Below are 26,066 nucleotides of genomic sequence, written 5' to 3'. Positions count from 1 at the left end.
GAACCGGATCTCTCTCCGGTACATCTACGAAGCTACGGAGGCGGTGTAACGGGGCCTTGCGAAGCAGCCTTCGGCCGACGCACGGCTACCCCTCGGTTGTGTAACAGGCCTAAGGGCAACCTAAAAAACGCCGGTGATTTGCCTGATCAGCCCGCATTTGGGCGGTGTATGGGCGGCGTATGCACAGCATTTCCAGGTGTACGGCCGTTGATGCACTGGATCTGTCGGTCAGAGCCTCCGCGTACGGCCGGACGTACGAGCACCCGGCTAACTCAGCGGCAGCCGGTAAAGCCCGTCCGGCAGCGGCTCCACCAGCCCGTCGGCCACGAGTCCGTCGAGCGCGCGGGCCCGCTGCACCGGCTCGTGCCACACCTGGTCGAGCGCGGACTGCGGCACCGGCGCCACGGCCTCGCGCAGAACGGCCAGAAGCTTGCCGCGTACCTGCCGGTCCGTACCCGCGTACGTCTGACCGCGCCGGGCGGGGCCCTCGTGCGCCGGCTTGCCCGCGAGGCGCCAGGCGCACTGCGCGGCGATCGGACAGCGCGCGCAGTTCTCGTTCTTGGCGGTGCAGACGAGGGCGCCCAGCTCCATGGATGCGGCGGCCCAGCGCGCTGCCGTCTCCTTCTCCTCGGGCAGCAGCGCCCGCGCGAGCTTGCGTTCGGCGGCGGTCGTCGCGTTCGGCGGGTACTGCACCCCGGCGGCCGCACGCGCGAATACCCGGCGCACATTCGTGTCGAGCACCGCGTGCCGCTGTCCGTACGCGAAGGACGCCACGGCTGCCGCCGTGTACTCGCCGATGCCGGGCAGTGCGAGCAGCTGGGAGTGCTGCTCGGGTACGTCACCGCCGTGCCGTTCCGTTATCGCGACGGCCGCTCCGTGCAGGCGCAGGGCGCGGCGCGGATAGCCGAGCCGGCCCCAGGCGCGCACGGCCTCGCCGGGCGGCTCCTTGGCCAGGTCCGCCGGGCGCGGCCAGCGCGCGAGCCACTGCTCGTACACCGGCAGGACCCGGCTCACCGGGGTCTGCTGCAGCATGAACTCGCTGACCATCACGGCCCAGGGGCCCGCGTCGTGGCGGCGCCAGGGCAGATCGCGCGCGTGCTCGTCGAACCACGCGATCACGGGCTCGTGAAGGGAGTGCAGCGAGTCGGGGGCGTCGGGGACTTCGGGGGTGAAAGCGGTCGCAGTCATGGCAGGGCGAGTGTCCCATGGGGGAGTTGGGCGGCGGTGCAGGGCGTGCCGGGACGACGGCCGCGCCCCGGCGGCCGCAGTCAGTCCCGGCCCCGGCCCTGTCCTGCGCCGGGCGCCGTGCCGTGAGCGGCGGCGGCCGCTTCCGCGGGGTGCGGCGTCTGCCCGGCACGGTCACCGGGACCGGCGAACCACCGCACCGCCGGCGTTGACGACGAGCGCATCGAGTCCACGATCCGTGCGCACGCGCGCGTGCCACCCCGTACCGCGAGGAAGGCCACCACCGCGCCCAGGGCGAGACCGATCGCCACGTCGTGCGGGTAGTGCACGCCCACGAAGACCCGCGAGAAGGCCATCAGGACCGCCATCGGCAGGGTCAGCCAGGCAAGGGAGCGCCAGGCGAGGGCCAGGGCGACGGCTGCGGCACCCGCGATCGTCGAGTGGTTGCTGGGGAAGGACCAGTCGCCGGCCGGAGGGCACTGCACCAGCGAGGCCGCGGCGCCCGCGACCGCCCGGCACGGACGCTCCTCGTCCACCGCCGACTTGAGCAACTCGCTGACCACATAGGCCACCGCCGTGGCGAGCGGCGCCAGGACCGCTATCGCGAGCGCCCGGGAGCCGCGCCGCCTGGCCCGCCACCAGGCGGCCACGAAGAGCACCCCGAAGAGCAGCAGACCCGCCTCCGTCCACACCTCGGCGAGGTGCTGCAGCCACGTGGGGGTGTCCTGCGCGAAGCCGGTGATGTCGCGGTAGAGGCCGGAGGTGTCGATCGGAGTGTTCGGGTCCATGGCATCCATGATCACGGACTTACGGAGAGGCGTGGCGCCGTCACATCCTGCGACGGGCGGGGCCGGCACCTGACGAAAGCCGGGCTCCGAAGGTCACGGAGGTGTCGCCGCAGGCTGATGATCCGGAAAAGTTGGGGCTCAGGGCGGCGGGTGGGGGCGGGAGTTGGGCCGATCTCTCGTAAGGTTTGGGCCGTGGGATCTCTGCGCAATCCGATCGGGCCGCTTCCCTCCTCCATCTACTGGCGACGGAGGGCCGTCCTGCTGTCCGTGGTCGGGGTGCTCGTCCTGCTGATCGTGTGGGCCGTCACATCCGGCGGTGGCGGCGACGGCGCGGACACCCCCAACGGCAAGGGCCCCGCGCCCTCCATCACCCCCGGGCCCTCGGGCTCCGGGCCCGCGATCAGCGAACAGCCCGGCGGGCGCGACGAGTCGGGGGACGGCGACGGGTCGGGTGACGGATCGGGCGCCGGCTCCGGGGACGGCTCCGGCTCCGGGGACGGCTCCGGCTCCGGTAGCGGCTCGGATTCCGGGTCCGGGGACGGCAGCGGCAGCGGTGACGCCAAGGGCGGCGGAGGCTCGGGCGCGGGGCTTCCGGCCGGCTCGAACATCCCCAACTGCACGCCGTCCACGGTGAAGTGGAGCCTGCGCAGTGTGCGCAACGAGTACGCGCCGGACCAGAAGCCCAAGGTCGAGCTGATCGCCGAGAACACCTCGGGCGCGGCCTGCAAGGTCGATGTCGGTCCGAAGGAAGCGGTACTGACGATCACTCAGGCCGATGCGGACGACCCGATGTGGTCCTCCGACGACTGCCCGAGCGGCGCCGGCAGCCTGCTGCTCCGGGTGCCGGCCGGGCAGCGGATCACACACGCCGTGGAGTGGGACCGCAAGGCGAGCGAGAAGAACTGCGCCACGCCGCGGCCCGGATCGGCGGAGCCCGGCACCTACCTGGTGGAGGCGAAGGCCCCGGGCCTGCCGACGGTCCGGACGTCCTTCGTCCTCAAGGAAGACTGAGCCCCGCCCCTCAAGACGGCTTCAAGACAGGGGGCGGCGGCCCTACGGCGTGCCTGCCTATACGTAGCGCTCCAGGATGGACGATTCCGCAAGGCGTGACAGGCCCTCGCGGACGCTCCTCGCGCGGGCCTCGCCCACGCCGTCCACCGTCTGCAGGTCGTCGACGCTCGCCGCGAGCAGCTTCTGGAGACCGCCGAAGTGCTCCACCAGGCGGTCGATGATCGCCCCTGGCAGGCGCGGCACCTTCGCGAGCAGCCGGAAGCCGCGCGGCGAGACCGCCGAGTCGAGCGTCTCCGGGGAGCCGCTGTAGCCGAGGGCCCTTGCCACTATGGGCAGTTCGAGCAGCTCGGTGTGGGTCAGTTCGTTCAGCTCGAGCAGTGCCTCGTCGACCGTGCGGGAGCGCTTGGCGGTGGGCTCGGGGACGTAGTCACGGACCACGAGCTCGCGCTCCGGCTCCACGCCCGCGATCAACTCGTCCAGCTGCAGGGCGAGGAGACGGCCGTCGGTGCCCAGCTCCACGACGTACTCGGCGATCTCCGTGGCGATCCGGCGGACCATCTCGAGCCGCTGCGCGACCGCCGTCACATCGCGGACCGTCACCAAGTCCTCGATCTCCAGGGCGGAGAGCGTGCCCGCGACCTCGTCGAGCCGGAGCTTGTAGCGCTCCAGGGTGGCCAGGGCCTGGTTGGCGCGGGAGAGGATCGCCGCCGAGTCCTCCAGGACGCGGCGCTGGCCGTCGACATACAGGGCGATCAGGCGCATCGACTGGGAGACCGAGACGACGGGGAACCCGACCTGCTTGCTGACCCGGTCCGCGGTGCGGTGGCGGGTGCCGGTCTCCTCGGTCGGAATGGTCGGGTCCGGCACCAGCTGGACACCGGCCCGCAGGATCTTGGAGAGGTCCGACGACACCACGATGCCGCCGTCGAGCTTGCACAGCTCGCGCAGCCGGGTCGCGGTGAACTCCACATCGAGCACGAACCCGCCGGTGCACATCGCTTCGACGGTCTTGTCGGAGCCGAGCACGATGAGTCCGCCGGTGTTGCCGCGGAGGATGCGCTCCAGGCCGTCGCGCAGCGCCGTACCGGGCGCGACCGCGCTCAGTGAGGCGCGCATCAGCCCATCGGTGCCGGAGCTCCCACCCGACTTGCCGGGAGCTGCCGCCCGGTCATTGGCTGCCACTGCACTCCTCCGGTCGCGGTTGTCCTTGCCCTGGGTGCGTACGGAACCTCGGTGCGGAGGTGCGTACGGACCCCATCCGTACGGCCCCTGGTTCGTACGGATGGGCGAGACCGGGGCAAAGTCTACCGGCGGTCATCGGCCTCCCGCGGGGCCTCTCTGCGACGGGATCTCGGGAGCACCCGCAGCGCGTCCCCCATGTCGGCGACTTCGGTGACCTTCATACCGGGCGGCACCTTGCCGGGGTCGCTCGGCACGAGCGCGTGCGTGAAGCCGAGACGGGCCGCTTCGGCAAGGCGGCGCTGGACTCCCGTGACCCTTCTGACCTCGCCCGCGAGCCCCACTTCGCCGATCGCCACCAGGTTCTTCGGCAGCGGAGTGTCGCTCGCGGCGCTGGCCAGGGCGAGGGCCACGGCGAGGTCGGCGGCGGGCTCGGAGAGCTTCACTCCGCCGACCGTCGCGCTGTAGATGTCCCGCTTGCCGAGGGCCGTGATGCGGCCGCGCTGCTCCAGGACGGCGAGCATCATCGAGACGCGGGAGGTCTCCAGGCCCGAAGTCGTACGCCGCGGGGAGGGGATCTGTGAGTCGACCGTGAGCGCCTGCACCTCGGCGACCAGAGGGCGGCGGCCTTCGAGGGTGACGGTCAGACAAGTGCCGGGGACCGCCTCGGCGCGGCGGGTCAGGAACAGGCCGCTGGGGTCGGCGAGGCCGGTGATGCCCTCGTCGTGCAGCTCGAAGCAGCCGACCTCGTCCGTCGCGCCGTACCGGTTCTTGACGCCGCGCACGAGCCTGAGCCTGGCGTGGCGGTCGCCCTCGAAGGAGAGGACGACATCGACGAGATGCTCCAGGAGACGGGGGCCCGCGATGGCGCCGTCCTTCGTGACATGGCCCACCAGGAGCGTGGACATGGCGCGCTCCTTGGAGGCGCGGATCAGGGCGCCCGCCACCTCGCGGACCTGGGCCATGCCGCCCGGGGCGCCGTCGATCTCCGGCGAGGCGACCGTCTGCACCGAGTCGAGGATCAGGAGCGAGGGCTTCACGGCGTCCAAGTGGCCGAGCACCGCGGCCAGATCGGTCTCCGCCGCCAGATACAGGTGGTCGTTCAGAGCGCCGATGCGGTCGGCGCGCAGGCGGACCTGGCTCGCCGATTCCTCACCCGTCACATAGAGGGTGCGGTGGTCGTCGCTCGCCGCCTTCGCCGCCACATCGAGCAGGAGCGTGGACTTGCCGACGCCGGGCTCGCCCGCGAGGAGCGCCACCGCGCCGGGGACGAGGCCGCCGCCGAGCACCCGGTCCAGCTCGTCCACACCGGTCGAGCGGGCCGTGGCCTGGCGGCCGTCGACCTGGCCGATGGGCAGGGCGGAGGAGGTGACGCGGCCGGGGGCGGTGGTGCGGACCGCGGGCGCGCCGTACTCCTCGACCGTGCCCCAGGCCTGGCATTCCGGGCAGCGGCCGAGCCACTTGGCCGTCTGCCAGCCGCACTCCGTGCAGCGGTACGACGGACGGTCCTTGGTGGATTTCGTACGGGCAGCCATGTGCGAAACCGTAGCGGTGACCTCTGACATCGGACCCGGCGGCCGCTCGCCGACGGTCGCGGACGGTCGCCGGACGACCGTGCTTCCTTGCGCCCTGTCACAGTGGAGGCCATGGAATGTGGGGTTCCTGTCCCCTTTTGAGGGATCTGTTCACCCGTAAGGATTAAAGGTCCCCAAGGGGGCGGACCCTTGAGGGGCCTGGCGCCTACGGTCGCACGGGTGACGACAAGCAGTCCGGAGCACCCCACGCACACCACCGGCGCACACCGGGCGCACCGTCGTGCGCCCCGGACCGTTCCGCAGGCCCCGCCCGCGCGCTACGAGCCTTATCTGGACGGCCTGTTCACGTACTGCCTGTCCGTGCTGTGCGATCACGACGCCGCGACCACGGCACTCGGCGATGTCCTCGCGCTCGCCGAGCGCCGGTCCTCGCGCTTCCCCCAGGAGGCGTCCGAGCGCCGCGCCTGGCTGTACGCCCTCGCGCGCTGGGCCTGTCTGCGCCACCTGGCCGAGGCGAAGCGCCGGCGCCAGGGCGCGCACGTGGCGGGCAAAGGAGCGCAGCACGGCACCGGGAAGCCGCCCGTCTCCGACGAGGCCGACCAGGAGCGACGGCGTGAACTCGCCCTGCTCGCCTGGCCGGAGGCGGCCGGCACCACGCCCGAGCAGCGCGAGGCCCTGGAGCTCGCGGTGCGCCACCACCTGGGCACCGCCGAGGTCGCCGCCGTCCTCGGCATGGAGACCCCCGCCGCGCGCGAGCTCCTCGCGGCCGCCGCCTGCGAGGTGGAGCGCACCCGCGCGGCGCTCGCCGTGGTCGAGACCGGCACCTGCCCGAGCGTCGCCCGCCTCACCGGTGACAACCAAGTACTCCTGGGCGCCGCCCTGCGCCGTGAACTCGTGCGGCACGTCGACGACTGCCCGCGCTGCCGCCGCACCGCGGAGCGGGCCGGTGCCGGGGCCTGGCCGGGCACCGCCGTCACGCCCGCCGAACTGCCCGTCGTCGAGGCACCCCGCGCGGCCGTGCACGTCGCGATGGCGCATACGCCACGCGCGCGTGCGCACGCCCCCCGCTTCGACCGGCGCGGTTTCCCCATGGACCCCAAGGACCGTGCCGCGCGCCGGGACCGGCTGCGCGCGCGTGCCGTCACCACCACCGTCGTCGCCACGGTCGTCGCGGCCCCGGTGCTCGCCCTGTGGGCGGCGTACCGCGGAGCGCCGCTGACCGGCGAGGGGCAGGACGGCCGCTCGGTCAGCGCCAGCGAGGCAGGCGGCACCGGCGGGCTCGACGGCGACGAGGCACAGAACCCCTACGAGAACGCGGGGAACGCGCGCGGTGAGCCGGATTCCCGCTTCACCGCGGGCAGTCGGGCCCCGGATGTCTCCGTCGAGGTGATCAGTCACGACGGCGGACCGAGCCGGCCGGGTGTCGGACCCGGGCGGCTCACGGTCGACGCACAGCCGAGCGGGGGCACGACCCTCATCACCCTGACGGCGTCCGGGGGTTCGCCGGTGGAGTGGTCGGCGTACGAAGGCGTCTCCTGGCTGTGGCTGAGCCGGTCGTCCGGTGTGCTGCGGCCGGGGGAGTCCACGACGATCCGGGTGTACGCCGACTCCGCGCGGGAGCCCGCCGGGGCTTGGAGCGCGCGGGTCCGGATCGGACCCGGGAACTCCGTTGTGGTGATCGACGGTTATGGGGCCGGGTCGCCCTCGCCGTCCGACCCCACGCCGTCCGATCCGTCGCCCTCGGATCCCTCGCCCTCGGATCCCTCGCCGTCCGACCCGGATCCGACACCGTCCGACCCGTCGCCCTCGGACCCGTCACCGTCCGACCCCTCGCCGTCGGACCCGGACCCCACGCCGTCCGATCCCTCGCCGTCCGACCCGTCACCGTCGGACCCGGGCACCACCGACCCGACGCCCACGGCATCGGACTCCGCGCCCGGTGACTCCGAATCCCCGAGCCCGTAGGGCTGAGCCACCCCGGCCCCCAGGCGGATCCCGGGCGCTGAGCGCGTCAGTCCGCCGGGTGCGGGGCCACCAACGGGAGTTGGGAGGCCAGACGTTGTTCGCAGAGTTCGGTGAGGCGGTCATAGCCCGCCTTGCCCATCAGTTCGATGAGTTCCGGGCGGTACGACACGTAGACGGGGTCACCCGCGCCGTGCGCCGAGGTGGCGGAGGTGCACCACCAGTGCAGGTCATGGCCGCCGGGACCCCAGCCGCGGCGGTCGTACTCACCGATGGAGACCTGCAGGACACGGGTGTCGTCGGGCCGGTCGATCCACTCGTAGGTGCGCCGGACCGGGAGCTGCCAGCAGACGTCCGGCTTGGTCTCCAGGGGCTCACGGCCCTCCTGCAGCGCCAGGATGTGCAGCGAGCAGCCCGCGCCGCCGGCGAAACCGGGGCGGTTCTGGAAGATGCACGAGCCGTTGTACCTGCGGGTCTGACGGTCGCCGTCCTCGTCCTCCTCGGTCCAGCCCGACTTCGAGCCGACATCGTGGTGCTGCCAGATGTCCGGCGTGAGCTTGGCCACATATCCGGCGACCCGCTTCTCGTCGTCCTCGTCCGAGAAGTGCGCCCCGAGCGTGCAGCAGCCGTCGTCCGCGCGGCCCGCCTGGATGCCCTGACAGCCACTGCCGAAGATGCAGTTCCAGCGCGAGGTCAGCCAGGTCAGATCGCAGCGGAAGACCTGCTCGTCGTCGGCCGGGTCGGGGAACTCGACCCAGGCGCGGGCGAAATCGAGGCCCTGCTCGTCCCGCACGGGCTTCGCTCCCTTCGGGTTCTTCGCGATCGTCGCGTGCTTGGTGTCCTTGCCCTGCGCGTCGCTCCGGGTGTCCTTGCTCTGCTTCGGCGGCGCGGCCTTCGGGCGCTTCCCGTCCTTCTTCGAGGCCTTGGAGGATTTGTCGGTCTTCGCCTTTTTCGTCTTGGGCACACCTCAAGGGTATGCGCGGCGGCGGCCGTACATGGACGGGCGGGCGCCCAACGCGCAGTAGCGTTTTCCATATGAGACTCGGTGTCCTCGACGTGGGATCGAACACGGTGCATCTGCTGGTGGTGGACGCGCACCCCGGCGCGCGCCCGCTGCCCGCGCACTCGCACAAGGCGGAGCTGCGGCTCGCCCAACTCCTCGACGCGGGCGGTGCGATCGGCCCCGAAGGCGTCGACCGCCTTGTCACCACCGTCCGTGACGCACTCGAAGCCGCCGAGGACAAGGGCTGCGAGGACGTGGTCTCCTTCGCCACCTCCGCGGTGCGCGAGGCGGGCAACGCGGACGAGGTGCTGCGCAAGGTCAGAGAGGCCACCGGCGTCGACCTGCAGGTGCTCACCGGCGAGGAGGAGGCCCGGCTCACCTTCCTCGCCGCCCGCCGCTGGTTCGGCTGGTCCGCGGGCAAGCTCCTCGTCCTCGACATCGGGGGCGGCTCCCTGGAGATCGCGTACGGCATCGACGAGGACCCCGACGCCGCCGTGTCGCTGCCGCTCGGCGCGGGGCGGCTCACCGCGGCCTGGCTGCCCGGCGACCCGGCCGACCCGTCGGATGTCAAGGCGCTGCGGCGCCACGTCCGTGCTCAAATCGCCCGTACGGTCGGGGAGTTCAGCCGCTTCGGCGCCCCTGACCATGTGGTGGCGACATCGAAGACGTTCAAGCAGCTGGCCAGGCTCGCCGGGGCCGCGCGGTCCGCCGAGGGGCTTTATGTGCAGCGGGAGCTGAAGCGGAAGTCCCTGGAGGACTGGGTTCCGCAGCTCGCGGCGATGACCGAGGCCGAGCGCGCCGAGCTGCCCGGGGTGTCCGAGGGCCGGGCCGGGCAGCTGCTCGCCGGGGCCCTCGTGGCCGAGGGTGCGATGGATCTGTTCGGGGTCGAGACCCTGGAGATCTGCCCGTGGGCGCTGCGCGAAGGCGTGATCCTCAAGCGCCTCGACCATCTGCCGGAAGGGGCCGGGTCCGCTGGGTGAGCCGGAAGGAGCGGATCCGCCAGGTGAGCCGGAGCCGGACGGGTCGGGTCGGGCCGGGTCCGCTGGGTGAGCCGGAAGGAGCGGATCCGCCAGGTGAGCCGGAGCCGGACGGGTCGGGTCCGCCAGGTGAGTCGGAAGGGTCGGGTCCGTCGGGTGAGACAGCGCGGTTCGGACGGTCGTTCGACGGCTTGAGGTCGCCTGCCGGTCGCCGCCGCGCGGCCCGTACCCTGTCCTTCGTGGCAGAACCAGTGGTGCGCATCCCGGATGCGAAGGTCGCCCTGTCGACGGCCTCCGTCTACCCGGAGTCGACGGCGACGGCCTTCGAGATCGCCGCGCGCCTCGGCTACGACGGTGTCGAGGTCATGGTGTGGACGGATCCCGTCAGCCAGGACATCGAGGCCCTGCGCCGGCTCTCCGACTATCACCGCATCCCGATCCTCGCCGTGCACGCGCCCTGCCTGCTGATCACGCAGCGCGTGTGGTCCACGGACCCGTGGGTGAAGCTGCAGCGTGCGCAGGCCGCCGCCGAGAAGCTGGGCGCGTCCGCCGTCGTGGTGCATCCGCCGTTCCGCTGGCAGCGGCAGTACGCCCGGGACTTCGTCAGCGGCCTCTGGCGGATGGCGGACGAGACGGATGTGCGGTTCGCCGTGGAGAACATGTACCCGTGGCGCTACCGCGACCGCGAGATGCTCGCGTACGCCCCCGAGTGGGATGTGACGAAGGACGACTACCGGCACTTCACGGTCGACCTCTCGCACACCGCGACCGCCCGCACCGAGGCGATGGAGATGATCGACCGCATGGGCGACCGGCTCGCCCATGTCCATCTCGCCGACGGCAGGGGCTCGGCCAAGGACGAGCACCTGGTGCCGGGGCGCGGCACCCAGCCCTGTGCCGAACTCCTCGAACGGCTCGCGCTCGGCGGCTTCGACGGCCATGTCGTCATCGAGGTCAATACGCGGCGTGCGATGTCCAGCGCCGAACGTGAGGCCGATCTGGCGGAGGCCCTCGCCTTCACGCGCCTGCACCTGGCCTCGGCGCTGAACAGGGCCTCTTCGGAGCGGTCGTGACCGACGCCGCGCCGCGCCGCCGCGGCCGCCCCTCCCGTACGGAGGCGGAGCAGGGCCCGGCTGCCCGGGACCGGATTCTCGCCGCCGCGCGTGCGGAGTTCTCCGAGCGCGGCTACGACAAGACGTCCGTACGCGGCATCGCCAAGGCCGCCGGGGTGGACCCGGCGCTCGTGCACCACTACTTCGGCAGCAAGGACGAGGTCTTCGCCGCCGCCATCGAGATCAGCTTCGAACCCGCCCTGATCGTCCCGGCCGTCGTGGGCGAGGGGCCCGAGGGGGTCGGGGAGCGGCTCGCCCGCTTCTTCTTCGGCATCTGGGAGAACCCGGCGACGCGCGCCCCGATGCTCGCGGTGATCCGTTCCGCGGTGACCCACGAGGCCGCGGCGAAGGTGCTGCGGACCTTTGTGCTGCGGCGGCTGCTCGAACGCGTGGCGGTCGACCTCGACGTACCGGAGCCGAAGTTCCGTGCGGAGCTCGCGGCCTCGCACATGATCGGGATCGCCTTCGTGCGGTACGTGGTCAAGGTCGAGCCGCTGGCATCGGTGGACAAGGAAGAGATCATCGCGATGGTCGCGCCCACCCTGCAGCGCTATCTGACCGAGGCGTGAGCGGTGCCGTCCCGGCGGAAGTGACCGAGGTGTGAGCCGGGTATCCCGTATTCCGGACGGCCTGTCCGGATCTTGGATCTTCGGCGTACGCTCGACAGCAGTCATATCTGTTACTGAGGAGCGAGCGACGATGCCCGAGCTGAGGTCCCGCACAGTCACCCACGGCCGCAACATGGCGGGCGCCCGCGCCCTTATGCGGGCTTCCGGTGTACCTGGTGCGGACATCGGCCGAAAGCCGATCATCGCCGTAGCCAACTCCTTCACGGAGTTCGTGCCGGGCCACACCCACCTGCAGCCGGTCGGCCGGATCGTCTCCGAGGCGATCACGGAGGCGGGCGGCATCCCGCGCGAGTTCAACACCATCGCCGTCGACGACGGCATCGCGATGGGCCACGGCGGCATGCTCTACTCGCTGCCGTCCCGCGACCTGATCGCCGACAGCGTGGAGTACATGGTCGAGGCCCACTGCGCCGACGCCCTGATCTGCATCTCCAACTGCGACAAGATCACGCCGGGCATGCTCAACGCCGCCCTGCGCCTGAACATCCCGACGGTCTTCGTCTCCGGCGGCCCGATGGAGTCCGGCCGGGCCACGCTCGTCGACGGCACCGTGCGCACCCTCGACCTGGTCGACGCGATGTCGGACGCCGTCAACGACAAGATCTCCGACGAGGACATGCTCCGGATCGAGGAGAACGCCTGCCCCACCTGCGGCAGCTGCTCCGGCATGTTCACCGCCAACTCGATGAACTGCCTGACCGAGGCGATCGGCCTGTCCCTGCCGGGCAACGGCTCGGTGCTCGCCACGCACACCGCCCGCAAGGACCTGTACGAGCGCGCGGGCCGCACCGTCGTCGAGCTGACCCGGCGCTACTACGACGAGGACGACGCGAGCGTCCTGCCGCGCAACATCGCGACGTTCAGCGCCTTCGAGAACGCCATGGCCCTCGACATCGCCATGGGCGGCTCCACCAACACGATCCTGCATCTGCTCGCCGCCGCCCAGGAGGCGGGCGTGCCCTTCGGGCTCGACGCCATCGACGCGGTCTCGCGCCGCGTGCCCTGCCTGGCCAAGGTCGCGCCGAACGTCGCCAAGGACCGCACGTACTACATGGAGGACGTGCACCGCGCGGGCGGCATCCCCGCCCTGCTCGGCGAGCTGCACCGCGGCGGACTGCTCAACAAGGACGTGCACACCGTCCACTCCGCTTCGCTCGACGAGTGGCTGGGGGAGTGGGACGTGCGCGCCGCGTCGCCGTCCGCCGAGGCGCTCGACCTGTGGCACGCGGCGCCCGGCTGCAAGCGCTCCGCCGAGGCCTTCTCGCAGTCCGAGCGCTGGGAGACCCTGGACACGGACGCCGAGGGCGGCTGCATCCGCTCGGTGGCGCACGCCTACTCCAAGGACGGTGGACTGGCCGTCCTCAAGGGCAACCTGGCGGTGGACGGCTGCGTCGTGAAGACCGCGGGCGTCGACGAGTCGATCTGGACCTTCGAGGGCCCTGCGGTCGTCTGCGAGTCCCAGGAGCAGGCCGTCGAGAAGATCCTCACGCAGCAGGTCAAGGAGGGCGACGTGGTCGTCATCCGGTACGAGGGCCCCAAGGGCGGCCCCGGCATGCAGGAAATGCTCTACCCGACCTCGTACTTGAAGGGCCGCGGCCTCGGCAAGGCCTGCGCCCTGGTCACCGACGGCCGCTTCTCCGGCGGCACTTCGGGCCTGTCCATCGGCCACGCCTCGCCCGAGGCGGCGTCCGGCGGCACCATCGCGCTGGTCCAGGACGGCGACCGGATCCGGATCGACATCCCGAACCGGCAGATCGAACTCCTCGTGGACGACGCGGAGTTGAAGCGCCGGGAGGCCGCGCTCGACGGCGTGTACGCCCCGGCGAACCGCGAGCGCAAGGTTTCCGCGGCGCTGCGCGCGTACGCGGCGATGGCGACCAGCGCGGACAAGGGCGCTGTGCGGGATGTGAGCATGCTCGGCTGAGGCCGTGAGGCCGTGAGGCCGCTGAAGCGTGTGGGCCCGGCTCCTTCTTCTGGGAGCCGGGCCTTCGTGCGTCCGTCTGCGAGCCGGGCTTCGTGTGTGCGCTTACGGGGACATCGACGGCCGCGCCTCCGGGTCCGCCGGACTCACCGAGAACAACCGCTGCCCCGTGCCCACGATCAGCGCGTCCCGTACCGTCATCAGCTGCGTCTGCCCCTTGGGCCGCTTGCCCTTGGACCAGCGCGCCGGGGCTTCCCACCGCAACTCACCGGTCTTGCGGTCGACTCCGGAGAGGGCGCCGTCGAGATTGCCGAAGTACACCGTCCGGCCGTCCGTGGAGAGGGCGGGCGTCGGCATCGTCACCACGTTGTATCCGTCGCCCTCGTGCAGGTCCCACAGTTTGCGGCTCCACATGTGCCGTCCGGTCCGTGCCGAGACGGCGGTGACCGAGCCCTTCGTCGTCATGAAGTAGATCGTGCCGCCGACCACCGCGGGTTCGGCGAGTTCGGAGGGAGCGGCGCTGGAGATGGGCAGGCTGCTCAGGGAGCCCGTTTCCACGTTCATACGGACCAGCACCGTGTAGCCGCCGGACTCGCCGTCTCCGCGGTCCTCGAACCCGAGGAACAGCGCCGCCCCGTCGTGGTAGCCGGCCGTCTCGGCGTGGTAGTAGAACTTGGCGAGCACACGCTGCTTCCCGGTGCGCGGGTCGAAGCGCAGAATCCGCCTCGGCGCGGCCGAGGTGGCGCCGGCGTCGTCGGAGTCGCAGTGCGCGAGGATGGCGGAGCCCATGATCATGCCGCCGCAGTAACCGCCTTCCGGCAGCCGTGAATTCCACTTCTGCTGACCGGACTTCAGGTCCCAGGCCACGAGGTGGTTGCCGTCCGGAGTCTCGGCGACCACGAGGTCGCCGGAGAGGCCCACCCAGGTCCAGGACGAGGGCAGGCGGTGCGACCAGCGCCGCTTGCCGGTCTCGGTGTCGTACGCCACCACTTCGAGGAGCCTGTCCGACAGCTCCTGCTGTACGACGACGACCCCGTCCCGCACACCGACCGGAGGATGCGGGGTCTTGGTCTTTCCGGCTCGCCACAGCACCGTGCCGGTGGCGGCGTCCACGCTGACCACGGCGTGCCGGAGGCTGCCGCAGTACACCTCGGTACCGGCCGGCAGGCATCCCGGTTCCGCGACGTCGGAGACCTTGGTCGCGGCGGAGTCGATCGTGGTGTCCCAGGGGTCCCACGCCTCCGGCAGCTCCGGGCCGTTGCCCGTCTTCTCCGACTTGAATACGGAGGGGAAGCCCTTCGGCCCCAAGGTGAGCACGGCACCCACGGTGAGCGCGCACACGGCGATCACCGAGCCGATGACGGTCATACGTCTCTTGGCGGTACGGGGGCGGGGCTCGGCCGTCGTGGGGGCGGGGGCGGCGGTCTCCGCCTCCGATTCCGGCTCTGATTCCGGCTTCGGCTCGGGAATCGACCTGGGTTCGGTCACCGGCTGCGGCTGCGGCTCCGGCTGCGGCTGCGGCTCCGGCTCCGGAATCGGCTCGGGTTCCGCCCCCAGCTCCAGTTCAAGTTCGGGTTCGGGTTCCGGTTCCGGTTCCAGTCCCAGCGACTCCGCCCGCAACGCCCGGAATTCCGCGAGGAGTTCGGCCGGCGCGGGCCGTGTCTGCGGGTCCTTTTCGAGGCACGGCTCTATCGCGTCCCGCAGCGCCGCCGGCAGGTTCTCCAGGCTCGGCGCCTCGTGCACCACCTGATAGGCCGTCATGTACGGGCTGTCCGCGTCGAACGGCCCGCGTCCCGTCGCCGCGTACACCAGGACGGCGGCCAGGGAGAAGACATCGGACGCGGGCGAGACCTCGCGCGGGGTCTGCAGCTGCTCGGGCGACATGAAGGGCGGGGTGCCCATCACCCGGCCCGTCATCGTGAGCGTCTGGTTGTCCGCGGCCCGCGATATCCCGAAGTCGATGACGCGCGGGCCCTCTTCGGACAGGACGATGTTGGCCGGTTTGAGGTCACGGTGCACCACGCCCGCGCGGTGGATGTCGCGCAGCGCCTCGGTGAGGCCGACCGCGAGGCTCCTGAACTCGTCCCCGCGCACCGGCCCTTGCTCCTTGACCCGGGAGGCGAGGGTCGGTCCGGTGATGTACGACGTGGCCATCCACGGACGTACCGCTTCCGGGTCGGCGTCGATCACCGCGGCCGTGAACGCGCCGCTCACCCGGCGTGCGGCCGCCACTTCCTGCCGGAAGCGGATCCGGAACTCCTCGTCGTCGGCGAACTGCTGGTGCACCACCTTTACGGCGACCCGTCGCCCGGACGACGAACGGGCGAGGTACACGACGCCCATGCCTCCCGACCCGAGCCGGTCGAGCAGCGAGTAATCGCCGATGCGCTCCGGATCGTCTGTGCTCAGCGGCACGCCCCGTCTCCTCCCCCGCAGGTTGACGCGTACAGACTAGATATGGCGGGAACCGGCCGGTGCGCGGGCCCCGTCTATGGTGTGAGGGACATGCCAACGGCGGCCGTACGCCGCCAGCCACGGGGGAGAGCAGCATGACCGAGAACGTCACCAGAGCCACCACCACTGGCGCCACTGCCGGCACCACCACTGCCGGTGCCACTGCCGGTGCCGCCGACGAAGCGGCCGTCGAGGCCACGGCGGCCCGCAGCTACACCGTCGTCGCCGACGTCAACGTCCGCTCAGGGCCCAGCACTTCGTACGCCAAGGTCGGCCGCCTCTCAGCCGGTTCGCAGGTCACCATCGGCTGCCAGACACCCGGCCAGCTGATCGTCGGCCCGACCGGCACCTCACGCATCTGGGACCGGATCGGCGCGGGCCGGTACGTCTCGGACACGTATGTGCGCACGGGCAGCGACGGGTACGTGGCGCCGCGCTGCTAGGCGGTCAGGGGCAGGTCGTGCCCCGAAGGGGCGCGGGGCTGTGTCGATGTGCGGCTCCGCCGCGCGGGCGCGACCAGCCACGACGCACCCGCAGATGTGAGCAATTCGGCCGCCCTGGGCACCTCTCGGCCACCGGGGCCGCCCCGGGCACCTCTCGGCCGCCCCGGGTGACAACCCCGCTACTCCACTTCGGGCGGCCGCTTCGCGTCGATGCCGAACACGGTGTTCCCGGCCGCGGTCACGAACACGGCGCGGCCGGAAACCTTCACCCTGCCCGTGGCGCGGGCCTCGCCACCCGGGCTCTCCGCGCGCGGGTCGGTGCTCCACAGCCGGTCGCCGTCCCGCGCGGACAGGGCGGCGACCCGGCCGCTGGCCGAGCTGAAATACAGCACGCCGTCGGCCGCCGCAGGACCCGAGGCCCACTCCACGCCGGTCTGCCGGCTCCACTTCTGCCTGCCGGTGTCCGGGTCGACGGCGCTCACCCGGCCGTCCCGCGCCGTGAAGTAGAGAGTGCCGCCCACCACCGCCGGATCCGCGCCCGACGCCTGCCGCACGGGGTGCCGGCGTACGCCCCCGGTCCGTGGATCGAGCACCGCGACGCCCGACCAGCCGGTGAACTCCGCGCCCTGGTAACGGTCTTCGACGAGCACCAGCGCCCCGTCGGCCTCGCCCGCGGGACGCAGCCGGCCCTTCAGGCGTACCGCCGCCCCCAGCTCGCCGCTGTCGGGATCGATGGTGTGCACCACCGGGTTGCGGACCACTCCGGCCGTCTCCTCGGCCTGCGGGGCGCACACCGCGTAGAGCCGCTCGGCATCGGGCCCTGCGGCGTACGGAGTGCACTCGGTGCCCGCCGGGAACGGCGTCGTCCAGCGCGGCGAGCCGTCGCCACGCGCCGCGCGGGACTCGATACGGGTACCGGCGGCGTCCACGGACAGGACGGCGCCGCGATGCAGCACGGCCTCCTGCGTACGGCCCAGCAGCACAGCGGAGCCCGAACCGAGCGGCGTCGACCAGAGCTCCTCGCCGTCCTGGGTCAGGGCGACGGCCTTCGAGGGGCCGCCCGAGTCGAGGGCGGGCTGGCGGTAGCCGACGACGGCGGTGTCGGCGCCGCTGCCGGTGACGCCGACGAGATGCATGCCCACCGTCGGGACGCCGGGGCTCTTCACCGTCCACTCCGCCTTGCCGTTGGAGACCTTCAGGCGGGTGGCGACGACCCCGCCGCCCCCGCAGTACAGCGCCCCGGCGTGCGGTTCGCAGCGCAGCTCGTCGGGCACGTCCGCACCGCCGCGCACCGTCACCTGCCAGGGCTTGAAGCCCGCGGGCAGCGCCTCGCCGGTGGCCGTCACCGAGCGGGGCCCGCCGTCGGCTCCCTGCGCGGCGTCCTGGCCGTCGCCGCCGCCCGGCCTGAGCAGCGCGACGCCGCCCGCGATGGCGGCGACCGCGACGGCGGCGGCGAGCACCGCGCGCCAACGGGTGCGCAGACCACGGCCGATGGCGGTACGGCCACGACCGCGTTCCCCGGGGGCGGCCGTCGTTTCGGTGCCCGACCGGCGCCCCGCCCCCGACAGGAGCCGGGTCTCCGTGTCGTGCGGGCCCCGTGCCCCGGCGTCGGCGGCAGCCGTCGGCGCCCCGAACTCCTCCGGCAGCGCGAGCAGCCCGGCCAGGAGCTCACCGGCGGACGGCCGGCCCGCCGGGTCCTTGCTGAGACAGGGCTCGACGACCCTCCGCAACGGCTCGGGGACCGCCCCCAGCTCCGGTGCCTCATGGACCACTTGATACGCGGTCATGTACGGGCTGTCCGCGTCGAAGGGCCCCTGCCCGGTCGCCGCGTACACGAGCAGCGTGCCGAGGGAGAACACATCGGACGACGCGGAGACATCCCGCGGCGACTGCAGCTGCTCGGGCGACATGAACGGCGGGGTGCCGATGACCCGGCCCGTCATGGTGAGTGTCTGGTTGTCCGCGGCCCGCGAGATACCGAAGTCGATCACCCGTGGGCCCTCGCCCGACAGGACGACGTTCGACGGCTTGAGGTCGCGGTGCACGACGCCCGCGCGGTGGATGTCGCGCAGCGCCTCGGTCAGGCCGACCGCGAGCGTGCGCAGCTCGCGGCCGCCGAGCGGGCCCTCGTCGGTGATCCGCTGGGAGAGCGTGGGGCCCTCGATGTACGCCGTCGCCATCCACGGGTGCTCGCCCTCGGGGTCGGCGTCGACGACGGCCGCGGTGAAGGCGCCGCTGACCCGCCGGGCCGCCGACACCTCCTGCCGGAACCGGGTCCTGAACTCCTCGTCGTCCGCGTACTGCCGGTGGATGAGCTTGATCGCCACCCGCCGCCCCGACGCCGTACGCGCCAGATAGACGGTGCCCATGCCGCCCGCGCCGAGCCGTCGCTCGAGCGGATAGCCCCCGATGGCCTCCGGATCGCCTGACCGCAGCCGCACAGCCACCGACCTCCCCCGTCTCACGCGGCCGCCCTCTGCCCTGAGTCCGCTCCGGATCCGCCCTGTGTCCCGGACCACGGCCGCCGCACCAAACTAGCGGTCCGGCGGGGGAGCCAGGGCGGCGCGGGGGCGGTAGCAACCACTCCGTATCCGCCCGAGATCCCTCCGAAGGGCCGTGCCGGGCGATAATCGAGGGCGTGAGCGACGAAACCGACCGCAGTCAGGTCCCCGCCGGCGGCCCCGAGCCCGAGTCCATCCGTTTCTTCGGTACGACCTGGGTCGACCACTCCGGCGGATACGCCCTGCGTCGCGCGGGCGTGGCCGTCGGCTCCCTCGCCGCGGCGGCCGCGGGCTGTTTCCTGCTGCGCTTCGCCTACCAGGGCCTGGAGATCGCGAAGGTGGGCAGCTTCGTGAACCTCCTGGTCGTGGTGGTCTTCGCGATCTGCAGCGCCATCGCGTTCCGCCGCACCTGGGACTCGTACGGCAAACGCCTCGACCCGCAGCAACAGCAGTCGCTGCGCACGATGATGGCCATCGGTTTCGTCGGCGTCCTGCTCGCGTACTTCTTCCGCTCCCTGACGGAGGCCCCGGGCGAGAAGCTGCGCCGCGGTGAGTACGAAACGGCCCGCGAGCAGTACGAACGCCGCTCCGCCCGGCGCACGGGCAACCCGTCGGGCCGCAAGAAGAAGCGGAAGTAACGGCCTGCGCGGGGTGCCGCACCCGACCATGGCCGCATGCCGCACCCGACCATGGCCGCATGCCGCACCCGACCATGGCCGTATGACGGACTTCGCGCTCTCCTTCGACACGGTGGCCGCCCAGTACGCGGACGCACGCCCCGGCTATCCGCCCGAACTCCTCGACGCCGTCGAGGAGTTCATCGGCCGTCCGCTGCTCGGCGCCCGCACCCTCGACGTCGGCGCGGGCACCGGCATCGCCACCCGTCTGCTCGCCGGGCGCGGTGCGCGGGTCGTCGCGGTCGAACCGGGACCCGGTATGGGTGCCCAGTTCGGCGCCGGGCTCCCGGACGTCCCGCTGGTGCGCGCGGTGGGCGACGCGCTGCCGTTCGCGGACGGCACCGCCGACCTGATCACCTATGCGCAGGCCTGGCACTGGACCGAGCCGGAGCGCTCGCTCCCGGAGGCGAGCCGGGTCCTCGCCCCCGGCGGCGCCCTCGCCCTGTGGTGGAACTTCCCCGACCCCGCCGTCGACTGGTGCGCCGAGCAGGAACGCCGCCTCAAGCGCACCCTGCCCGGCTACCACGCCCGCGGCATCGCCCCCGAAGCCCCTGCGATCATCGCCCGTATCGCTCCCGAACTGCGCCCGGTGCAGCGGCAGTTGCACTGGAGCCGGCGCGTTCCCCTCGACCTCCACATGGCTCACCTGGGCAGCCGTTCCTACTTCGCCGCGATAGGCCCGGAGGCCGCCGCCCCGCTTCTCGCCAGGGAGCGGGCCGAGGTGCTGCGGACCTTCCCCGACGCGATGGTCGAGGAGGCGTTCGCGGTGGATCTGACGGTGGGCGTGCGGAGTTGAGGGGTGCGGTGGGCGTGCGGAGTTGAGGGCCGCGGTGGGCGTACGGAGTTGAGGGCTACGGTGCGGCCGCACCTGGCCGGGGTGGGTCGCACCGCCGCCCGCATCGGCTGGCATGATCGGTTCATGGCGGAACTCGCGCTCTTCGAGGAACACCGCCCCCGCCTGTGGGGCATCGCCTACCGCATCCTCGGCTCGGTCGCCGACGCCGACGACGCGGTCCAGGACACCTGGCTGCGCTGGCAGTCCCTGCCGGACGGCGAGGCCGATGACCCGCGCGCCTACCTCACGACCGTCGTCAGCCGTATCTGCTACGACCAGCTGGGCTCGGCCCGCGCCCGCCGCGAGTCCTACGTCGGGCCCTGGCTGCCCGAGCCCGTGGTGAGCGGGGCCGCACAGGCGGCGCCCCTGGGGAGTCCGCAAGCACCGGGACCCGAGGACCGGGCGACACTCGACGAGTCGGTGGGCATGGCCGTCCTCACCGTTCTGGAACGGCTCACTCCGGCCGAGCGCACCGCCTTCGTCCTGCACGACGTGTTCTCGGTGCCGTTCCGCGAGATCGCCGACGTGGTGGGCCGCACCCCGGACTCCGTACGGCAGTCGGCGTCCCGCGCCCGCAGGCGAGTACGAGGCGAGGCGCCGCGCCGCTCGGTCGACCGGGGTGAGCACCGCAAGGCGGTCGACGCGTTTCTGGCGGCCGCGGTCGAGGGGGACATGGACGGGCTCCTGCGGGTGCTCGACCCCGAGGTCGTCTGGCGCTCGGACGGCGGCGGCAGGGTGTTCGCGGCCCGGGTGCCGGTGCTCGGAGCGGAGCAGGTGGCGCGCTTCGCGGCCCGTATCGCCCGCGGCCTGGACCCGGAGACGGGCCGGGTGGCGGTACGTGAGGTCAACGGCGCACCCGGCCTGGTCGTGGTCGTCCCGGAGCGGGACCTCGCGATGGTGTTCGCGTTCACGGTGTACGCGGGCCGGATCACGGCGGTCGACGCGGTCCTCAACCCGGACAAGCTCGGCCACCTGGACCTGAGCGAGGTCTGACCCCTGGGGCCGTGTCACATCGCAAGCGGCTGCGTCGTCCCCTCGATATGACGACGACTCCCGAACTTCGAGCCCGGCACCCCCGCCCCCGGCACCCCCGCCCACACGTCGTGGTCCTCGGCGCGGGCTACGCGGGCCTCCTGTCCGCCCTCCGTATCGCCCCGCACGCGCGCGTGACGCTGGTGGACCCGAGCGACCGCTTCACGGAACGCGTCCGCCTGCACGAACTGGCAGCGGGCCGCCCCGAAGTCACCCACCCTTTGAGCGTGTTCACCGTGCGCAGGGGCATCGAGCACCTCGCGGCACGGGCCACCGGAATCGACCTCCACGCGCGCGCAGTGACCACGGACGACGGCCGCAGCCTCACGTACGACCGCCTCGTCTACGCCCTGGGCAGCCGCACCGCCATCCCGGCCGTTCAGGACACGGTCCGCGACGGCGACGCCAGTGGCAGTGGCAGTGGCAGTGGCAATGGAAACGGCCATGGCGATGGCAACGGCGACCCCCGCGCCTACACCGCCGAATCCGCCGCCGGACTCCACAAGCGCCTGCTGGACGGCCCGGGCCGGATCGCCGTCGTGGGCGGCGGTCTCACGGGGATCGAGATGGCCGCGGAACTGGCCGAGTCCCACCCCGCCTGGGAGGTCGAGCTGCTCTCCAGCGGCCTGGCGGAGAGCCTCTCCCGCAAGGGCCGCGACCATGTCCGCGCCGCCCTCGACACCCTCGGCGTCACGGTCTCGCTCACCGAGGGGCGCCGGGTGTCCGACCCGGCCGAAGTGGACGCGGACGCGGTCGTCTGGGCGGCCTCGATGATCCCCAACACCGAACTCGCGGCCGCCGCCGGGCTCGCCCTCGACCCTGTCTCGCGCCGTATCGAGGTCGACGCGACCCAGCGCTCCACCTCGCACCCCGATGTCTACGCTGCCGGCGACGCGTCCGCCCGCCGGGCCCGCGACGGCAGTCTGCTCCGGATGGCCTGTGCCACGGCCCTGCCCACCGGAGGGCAGGCGGCGGCCTCGGTCATCGCCTCCCTCAAGGGCACGGCCCCACGTCCTCCGCGCTTCGGCTATCTCATCCAGTGCGTCAGCCTGGGCCGCCACGACGGCGTGATCCAGAAGGTCCGCGCCGACGACTCCCCACGGGAACTGATCCTCACGGGCCGCCCCGCCGCCGTCACGAAGGAACAGGTCGTCCGCAACACCGTCCGCCTCCTCCACACCGTGTCCCGCCACCCCGTGGCCGCCCGCAGGGTCCCCTACCTCGGCTGAACCGGCCGGGGCCGGACCAGGCCCGGGCAGCCCCGGCCCCCGACCGCGGCAGGGGGCCGGGGCCGGGGCCGGGCCCCGTGTCCCCTTGACGCTTCACCCGGCCAGGCGCATTATTCATCACATGATGAATTATTCGGCGTCCGCGCCGGAGACGGCGCCCCCGGACCCGGCCGCTCCCGCCATCCACGCCGATGGCCTCACCGTCGTACGCGGCCCTCGAACCGTTCTCCACCAGCTCGCCTTCGATGTGCCAAGGGGCCAGATCACCGGCCTGCTCGGCCCGTCCGGCTGCGGCAAGTCGACCCTGATGCGCGCCATCGTCGGCACCCAGGCCAAGGTCACCGGCACCCTGGAGGTCCTCGGCCGCCCGGCGGGCGACGCCGCACTGCGCTCCCGCATCGGTTACGTCACCCAAGCCCCGTCCGTCTACGCCGACTTGACGGTCCGCCAGAACCTCGACTACTTCGCGGCGATCCTCACCCCGGGTCGCGCGGCCGCTCAGCGCCGCCACGCCAACGTCACCGACGTCATCGCCGACGTGGACCTCACCTCGCACGCCGACGCGCTCGCCGGGAACCTCTCCGGCGGCCAGCGCAGCCGCGTCTCCCTCGCGGTCGCCCTGCTCGGCAGCCCGGAGGTCCTCGTCCTCGACGAGCCGACCGTGGGACTCGACCCGGTGCTCCGCCGCGACCTGTGGAACCTCTTCCACGCCATCGCCGAACGCGGCACCACCCTCCTGGTCTCCTCCCACGTCATGGACGAGGCCGAGCGCTGCCACCGCCTGCTGCTCATGCGCGAGGGCGAGATCCTGGCCGACGACACCCCGGACGCCCTGCGCACCCGTATGAACACGGACACCGTCGAGGCCGCCTTCCTGCGCCTCGTCGACGAAGCCAACGCCCGCCGGGGCACCGACCAGCCGAAGGAGTCGGCGCGATGACCACCACAGCGACCACCGCCGCCCCCGCCGGCACCGGCACGACCTTCTCGGCGGCCCGCACTCTCGCCACAGCGGCCCGGGTACTGCGGCAGCTGCGCCACGACCCGCGCTCGATCGCCCTGATGCTGCTCGTCCCCTGCGTGATGCTGCTGCTGCTCCGCTATGTCTTCGACGCCAGCCCGCGCACCTTCGACGGCATCGGCGCCTCGCTGCTCGGCATCTTCCCGCTGATCACGATGTTCCTGGTCACGTCCATCGCCACCCTGCGCGAACGCACATCGGGCACCCTCGAACGCCTCCTCGCCATGCCCCTCGGCAAGGCCGACCTGATCGCCGGCTACGCCCTGGCCTTCGGCACCCTCGCGGTCATCCAGTCCGCCCTCGCCACCGGCCTCGCCCTGTGGGCCCTCGGCCTCGACGTCATCGGCTCGCCGTGGCTGCTGCTGCTCGTCGCGCTCCTCGACGCCCTGCTCGGCACGGCACTCGGCCTGTTCGTCTCCGCCTTCGCCGCGTCCGAGTTCCAGGCGGTCCAGTTCATGCCGGCCGTGATCTTCCCCCAGCTCCTCCTCTGCGGCCTGTTCACCGCCCGCGGCAACATGCACCCCGTCCTGGAGCAGATCTCCAACGTCCTGCCCATGTCGTACGCCGTCGACGGCATGAACGAGGTCCTGCGGCACACCGACGTCACCGCCGACTTCATCCGCGACGTCCTCATCGTCGCCGCCTGCGCCCTGCTCGTCCTCGCCCTGGGCGCCGCCACCCTGCGCCGCCGCACCACCTGAGCCGCACGGCGTACCGCCCATCGGACACCCCGGCCGACCACCGGACCCCGATGCGAGGATGGCCGGGGACGACTCACGGAAGGCAGCCGCTCATGACCCAGAAAGTCGCAGTCCTCGGCACCGGCAAGATCGGCGAGGCCCTGCTCAGCGGAATGATCAGGGCCGGCTGGGCCCCCGCCGACCTCCTGGTCACCACCCGCCGTGCCGAGCGCGCCGAGGAACTCCGCACCCGCTACGGCGTCGACCCGGTCAGCAACGCCGACGCCGCCAAGCAGGCGGACACCCTGATCCTCGCCTGCAAGCCGCAGGACATGGGCAAGCTCCTCGACGAACTCGCCCCCCACGTCACCGCCGACCGCCTGGTCGTGAGCGCGGCCGCCGGTATCACCACCGCCTTCATCGAAGAGCGCCTCGCCGACGGCACCCCCGTCATCCGCGTCATGCCGAACACCCCGGTCCTGGTCGACGAGGGCATGTCGGTCATCTCGGCCGGCAGCCACGCCTCCCGCGACGACCTCACCCACGCCGAGGAGATCTTCGGCGCCGTCGGCAAGACCCTGCGCGTCCCCGAGACCCAGCAGGACGCCTGCACCGCCCTCTCCGGCTCGGGCCCGGCGTACTTCTACTACCTGGTCGAGGCCATGACCGACGCCGGCATCCTGCTCGGCCTGCCCAGGGACAAGGCCCACGACCTCATCGTCCAGGCCGCCATCGGTGCCGCCGTGATGCTGCGCGACAGCGGCGAACACCCGGTCAAACTCCGCGAAAACGTCACGTCCCCCGCCGGCACCACCATCAACGCCATCCGTGAACTCGAGAACCACGGTGTACGCGCGGCCCTCATCGCGGCCCTCGAAGCCGCCCGCGACCGCAGCCGCCAGCTCGCCTCCGGCAACGGCTGACCACTCGCTAGGAACGTCCGTCCGGCCGGGCCACCAGGTGCAGCTGCTCGGCCACCTCGCACCCGTGCCGCAGCCGCCGCTCCACCTCGGCCGTCTCCGCCGCACGCCCGCCGTTCTCGTGCAGCCGTACGAGCTCGCTCTCCAGCTGCGCGTTCACACGGTCGAGAACCCGGGCCCGCAGCACGGCGATGTGCTCACCGCCCTCCGACACATGAGCCCCCGCAGGCGCCGCCGACACCGCCAGAGCCGCGGCGACAGCGGCGGACACTGCGGCGATACGTCGGGGAAGGCACGGCACAGTCGACAAGGTCGGGCTCCAGCCAGAGGCGATCGGACAGCCTTCCACGCTAGGAAACAGCTCCCGCCCGGAGATCGGCCGAACGGCCACGACCGCTGAGCCTTAGGTACCGCACCTCCCGGGCCGGCCGTCACAGGCCCTTATGACGGCAAGGCGAGGGCCGTACGCACCGAGTTGACACGCCCTACGCGTCTACGTAGAGTCCTGCGAGTTGTCCGACGTGAGCACCGACTCCGGTTGGTCCCCGGACAGCCATTCAGCAAGAACTCTCGAAGCGAACCGCGCCAGTCGCGGTCTTCTTTTCGTGCGCTTTTGCGGAATGAGGAATCCGCGTTCGAGAGAACGCACCCCGATTAGGTCCGGGGCCGCGATTCCGCTAAAGTCTCACTCGTCGGAACGGCCCAACAGCCGCAAAGACAAGCCCAGTTGACTGGGAATCAGGCCCGAAAGGATCTGATAGAGTCAACACCGCCGGAAGGCCGAAAGGCCGGAAAGCGAAACCCGCTTCGACCGGGAATCGGACACGAAAGAGTCTGATAGAGTCGGAAACGCAAGACCGAAGGGAAGCGCCCGGAGGAAAGCCCGAGAGGGTGAGTACAAAGGAAGCGTCCGTTCCTTGAGAACTCAACAGCGTGCCAAAAGTCAACGCCAGATATGTTGATACCCCGTCT

At 72.1% G+C, this 26,066-nt stretch carries 22 protein-coding genes; 14 read left to right on the top strand and 8 right to left on the bottom strand.

All coding sequences use genetic code 11. The features are described 5' to 3' along the window. Positions 1-267: 267 nt before the first annotated feature. Together ACFQVC_RS29190 and ACFQVC_RS29185 are read right to left on the bottom strand one after the other, a co-directional pair. On the bottom strand, positions 268-1,188 hold the full coding sequence (locus ACFQVC_RS29190; RefSeq protein ID WP_381836136.1) for an HhH-GPD family protein: 921 nt from the start codon (positions 1,186-1,188) through the stop codon (positions 268-270). Positions 1,189-1,268: 80 nt separating this feature from the next. Further along, positions 1,269-1,973, bottom strand: a complete 705-nt coding sequence (locus ACFQVC_RS29185; RefSeq protein ID WP_381836135.1) for a phosphatase PAP2 family protein — start codon at positions 1,971-1,973, stop codon at positions 1,269-1,271. Between the two features lie 192 nt (positions 1,974-2,165). On the opposite strand from ACFQVC_RS29185, the gene ACFQVC_RS29180 reads away from it, so the two are divergent. Further along, a complete protein-coding gene (locus ACFQVC_RS29180; protein WP_381836133.1) occupies positions 2,166-2,984 on the top strand; it encodes a hypothetical protein in 819 nt (272 codons plus the stop codon). 57 nt (positions 2,985-3,041) lie between these two features. Here ACFQVC_RS29180 and disA read toward each other — a convergent pair whose 3' ends face one another. Continuing rightward, a complete protein-coding gene (gene disA / locus ACFQVC_RS29175; protein WP_381836131.1) occupies positions 3,042-4,166 on the bottom strand; it encodes a DNA integrity scanning diadenylate cyclase DisA in 1,125 nt (374 codons plus the stop codon). Between the two features lie 122 nt (positions 4,167-4,288). Then, complete coding sequence (gene radA / locus ACFQVC_RS29170) at positions 4,289-5,698, bottom strand: DNA repair protein RadA (protein WP_381836129.1); 1,410 nt, start codon at positions 5,696-5,698, stop codon at positions 4,289-4,291. 219 nt (positions 5,699-5,917) lie between these two features. On the opposite strand from radA, the gene ACFQVC_RS29165 reads away from it, so the two are divergent. Beyond that, complete coding sequence (locus ACFQVC_RS29165) at positions 5,918-7,663, top strand: hypothetical protein (RefSeq protein ID WP_381836127.1); 1,746 nt, start codon at positions 5,918-5,920, stop codon at positions 7,661-7,663. Positions 7,664-7,709: 46 nt separating this feature from the next. Here ACFQVC_RS29165 and ACFQVC_RS29160 read toward each other — a convergent pair whose 3' ends face one another. After that, positions 7,710-8,624 carry a DUF3109 family protein gene (locus ACFQVC_RS29160; RefSeq protein WP_381836125.1) on the bottom strand — a complete coding sequence of 305 codons (915 nt, stop codon included), beginning with the start codon at positions 8,622-8,624 and terminating at the stop codon, positions 7,710-7,712. 71 nt (positions 8,625-8,695) lie between these two features. On the opposite strand from ACFQVC_RS29160, the gene ACFQVC_RS29155 reads away from it, so the two are divergent. The 4 genes from ACFQVC_RS29155 to ilvD all read left to right on the top strand — a co-directional run bounded on the left by ACFQVC_RS29155 (position 8,696) and on the right by ilvD (position 13,305). Continuing rightward, on the top strand, positions 8,696-9,643 hold the full coding sequence (locus ACFQVC_RS29155; protein WP_381836123.1) for a Ppx/GppA family phosphatase: 948 nt from the start codon (positions 8,696-8,698) through the stop codon (positions 9,641-9,643). A 236-nt stretch (positions 9,644-9,879) separates the two neighbouring features. Next, complete coding sequence (locus ACFQVC_RS29150; protein WP_381836121.1) at positions 9,880-10,713, top strand: sugar phosphate isomerase/epimerase family protein; 834 nt, start codon at positions 9,880-9,882, stop codon at positions 10,711-10,713. Continuing rightward, positions 10,710-11,321 (top strand): TetR/AcrR family transcriptional regulator, encoded by a 612-nt coding sequence (locus ACFQVC_RS29145; protein ID WP_381836119.1) that lies wholly within the window; start codon positions 10,710-10,712, stop codon positions 11,319-11,321. The genes ACFQVC_RS29150 and ACFQVC_RS29145 overlap by 4 nt, the downstream gene beginning before the upstream one ends. 130 nt (positions 11,322-11,451) lie before the next feature. Beyond that, complete coding sequence (gene ilvD, locus ACFQVC_RS29140; protein WP_381836117.1) at positions 11,452-13,305, top strand: dihydroxy-acid dehydratase; 1,854 nt, start codon at positions 11,452-11,454, stop codon at positions 13,303-13,305. A 102-nt stretch (positions 13,306-13,407) separates the two neighbouring features. Here ilvD and ACFQVC_RS29135 read toward each other — a convergent pair whose 3' ends face one another. Beyond that, positions 13,408-15,717, bottom strand: coding sequence for a protein kinase domain-containing protein (locus tag ACFQVC_RS29135; protein WP_381836115.1), 2,310 nt, complete (start codon positions 15,715-15,717; stop codon positions 13,408-13,410). A gap of 134 nt (positions 15,718-15,851) precedes the next feature. On the opposite strand from ACFQVC_RS29135, the gene ACFQVC_RS29130 reads away from it, so the two are divergent. Further along, entirely contained in the window at positions 15,852-16,199 is a 348-nt protein-coding gene (locus ACFQVC_RS29130) for an SH3 domain-containing protein (protein WP_381836113.1), read from the top strand. Positions 16,200-16,378: 179 nt separating this feature from the next. On the opposite strand, the gene ACFQVC_RS29125 is transcribed toward ACFQVC_RS29130, so the two are convergent. After that, positions 16,379-18,640 carry a protein kinase domain-containing protein gene (locus ACFQVC_RS29125; RefSeq protein ID WP_381836111.1) on the bottom strand — a complete coding sequence of 754 codons (2,262 nt, stop codon included), beginning with the start codon at positions 18,638-18,640 and terminating at the stop codon, positions 16,379-16,381. Positions 18,641-18,837: 197 nt separating this feature from the next. On the opposite strand from ACFQVC_RS29125, the gene ACFQVC_RS29120 reads away from it, so the two are divergent. From ACFQVC_RS29120 to proC, 7 genes are all read left to right on the top strand, one after another. After that, complete coding sequence (locus tag ACFQVC_RS29120) at positions 18,838-19,338, top strand: EamA/RhaT family transporter (protein WP_381836109.1); 501 nt, start codon at positions 18,838-18,840, stop codon at positions 19,336-19,338. Between the two features lie 82 nt (positions 19,339-19,420). Next, the gene (locus ACFQVC_RS29115; protein ID WP_381836107.1) at positions 19,421-20,173 is read left to right on the top strand and encodes a class I SAM-dependent methyltransferase; all 753 of its coding nucleotides are present in this window, start codon (positions 19,421-19,423) and stop codon (positions 20,171-20,173) included. Between the two features lie 123 nt (positions 20,174-20,296). Beyond that, positions 20,297-21,205 (top strand): RNA polymerase sigma factor SigJ, encoded by a 909-nt coding sequence (gene sigJ, locus ACFQVC_RS29110; protein ID WP_381836105.1) that lies wholly within the window; start codon positions 20,297-20,299, stop codon positions 21,203-21,205. A gap of 11 nt (positions 21,206-21,216) precedes the next feature. Beyond that, positions 21,217-22,473, top strand: coding sequence for an NAD(P)/FAD-dependent oxidoreductase (locus tag ACFQVC_RS29105; protein WP_381836103.1), 1,257 nt, complete (start codon positions 21,217-21,219; stop codon positions 22,471-22,473). Between the two features lie 121 nt (positions 22,474-22,594). After that, positions 22,595-23,413 carry an ABC transporter ATP-binding protein gene (locus ACFQVC_RS29100; RefSeq protein WP_381836101.1) on the top strand — a complete coding sequence of 273 codons (819 nt, stop codon included), beginning with the start codon at positions 22,595-22,597 and terminating at the stop codon, positions 23,411-23,413. Next, complete coding sequence (locus tag ACFQVC_RS29095; protein WP_381836099.1) at positions 23,410-24,195, top strand: ABC transporter permease; 786 nt, start codon at positions 23,410-23,412, stop codon at positions 24,193-24,195. Before ACFQVC_RS29100 ends, ACFQVC_RS29095 begins: the two co-directional genes overlap by 4 nt. 92 nt (positions 24,196-24,287) lie before the next feature. Continuing rightward, positions 24,288-25,097, top strand: a complete 810-nt coding sequence (gene proC / locus ACFQVC_RS29090) for a pyrroline-5-carboxylate reductase (RefSeq protein ID WP_381836097.1) — start codon at positions 24,288-24,290, stop codon at positions 25,095-25,097. Between the two features lie 7 nt (positions 25,098-25,104). Here the strand turns inward: proC and ACFQVC_RS29085 are convergent, their stop codons facing one another. Further along, a complete protein-coding gene (locus ACFQVC_RS29085; RefSeq protein ID WP_381836095.1) occupies positions 25,105-25,404 on the bottom strand; it encodes a hypothetical protein in 300 nt (99 codons plus the stop codon). Between the last annotated feature and the right edge of the window lie 662 nt (positions 25,405-26,066).

Origin of the sequence: Streptomyces monticola (assembly GCF_042665355.1) — a bacterium.
GTDB lineage: Bacteria > Actinomycetota > Actinomycetes > Streptomycetales > Streptomycetaceae > Streptomyces > Streptomyces monticola.
Note: the sequence above shows the minus strand (reverse complement) of the source record. Positions and strands in the feature narration are given on the sequence as shown.

What these genes read in the sequence shown, in the direction of transcription:
- ACFQVC_RS29190 (WP_381836136.1), bottom strand. Translation starts at nt 1,188, where the DNA reads ATGACTGCGACCGCTTTCACCCCCGAAGTCCCCGACGCCCCCGACTCG.
- ACFQVC_RS29185 (WP_381836135.1), bottom strand. Translation starts at nt 1,973, where the DNA reads ATGGACCCGAACACTCCGATCGACACCTCCGGCCTCTACCGCGACATC.
- radA (WP_381836129.1), bottom strand. Translation starts at nt 5,698, where the DNA reads ATGGCTGCCCGTACGAAATCCACCAAGGACCGTCCGTCGTACCGCTGC.
- ACFQVC_RS29155 (WP_381836123.1), top strand. Translation starts at nt 8,696, where the DNA reads ATGAGACTCGGTGTCCTCGACGTGGGATCGAACACGGTGCATCTGCTG.
- ilvD (WP_381836117.1), top strand. Translation starts at nt 11,452, where the DNA reads ATGCCCGAGCTGAGGTCCCGCACAGTCACCCACGGCCGCAACATGGCG.
- ACFQVC_RS29130 (WP_381836113.1), top strand. Translation starts at nt 15,852, where the DNA reads ATGACCGAGAACGTCACCAGAGCCACCACCACTGGCGCCACTGCCGGC.
- ACFQVC_RS29115 (WP_381836107.1), top strand. Translation starts at nt 19,421, where the DNA reads ATGACGGACTTCGCGCTCTCCTTCGACACGGTGGCCGCCCAGTACGCG.
- sigJ (WP_381836105.1), top strand. Translation starts at nt 20,297, where the DNA reads ATGGCGGAACTCGCGCTCTTCGAGGAACACCGCCCCCGCCTGTGGGGC.
- ACFQVC_RS29100 (WP_381836101.1), top strand. Translation starts at nt 22,595, where the DNA reads ATGATGAATTATTCGGCGTCCGCGCCGGAGACGGCGCCCCCGGACCCG.
- ACFQVC_RS29095 (WP_381836099.1), top strand. Translation starts at nt 23,410, where the DNA reads ATGACCACCACAGCGACCACCGCCGCCCCCGCCGGCACCGGCACGACC.
- proC (WP_381836097.1), top strand. Translation starts at nt 24,288, where the DNA reads ATGACCCAGAAAGTCGCAGTCCTCGGCACCGGCAAGATCGGCGAGGCC.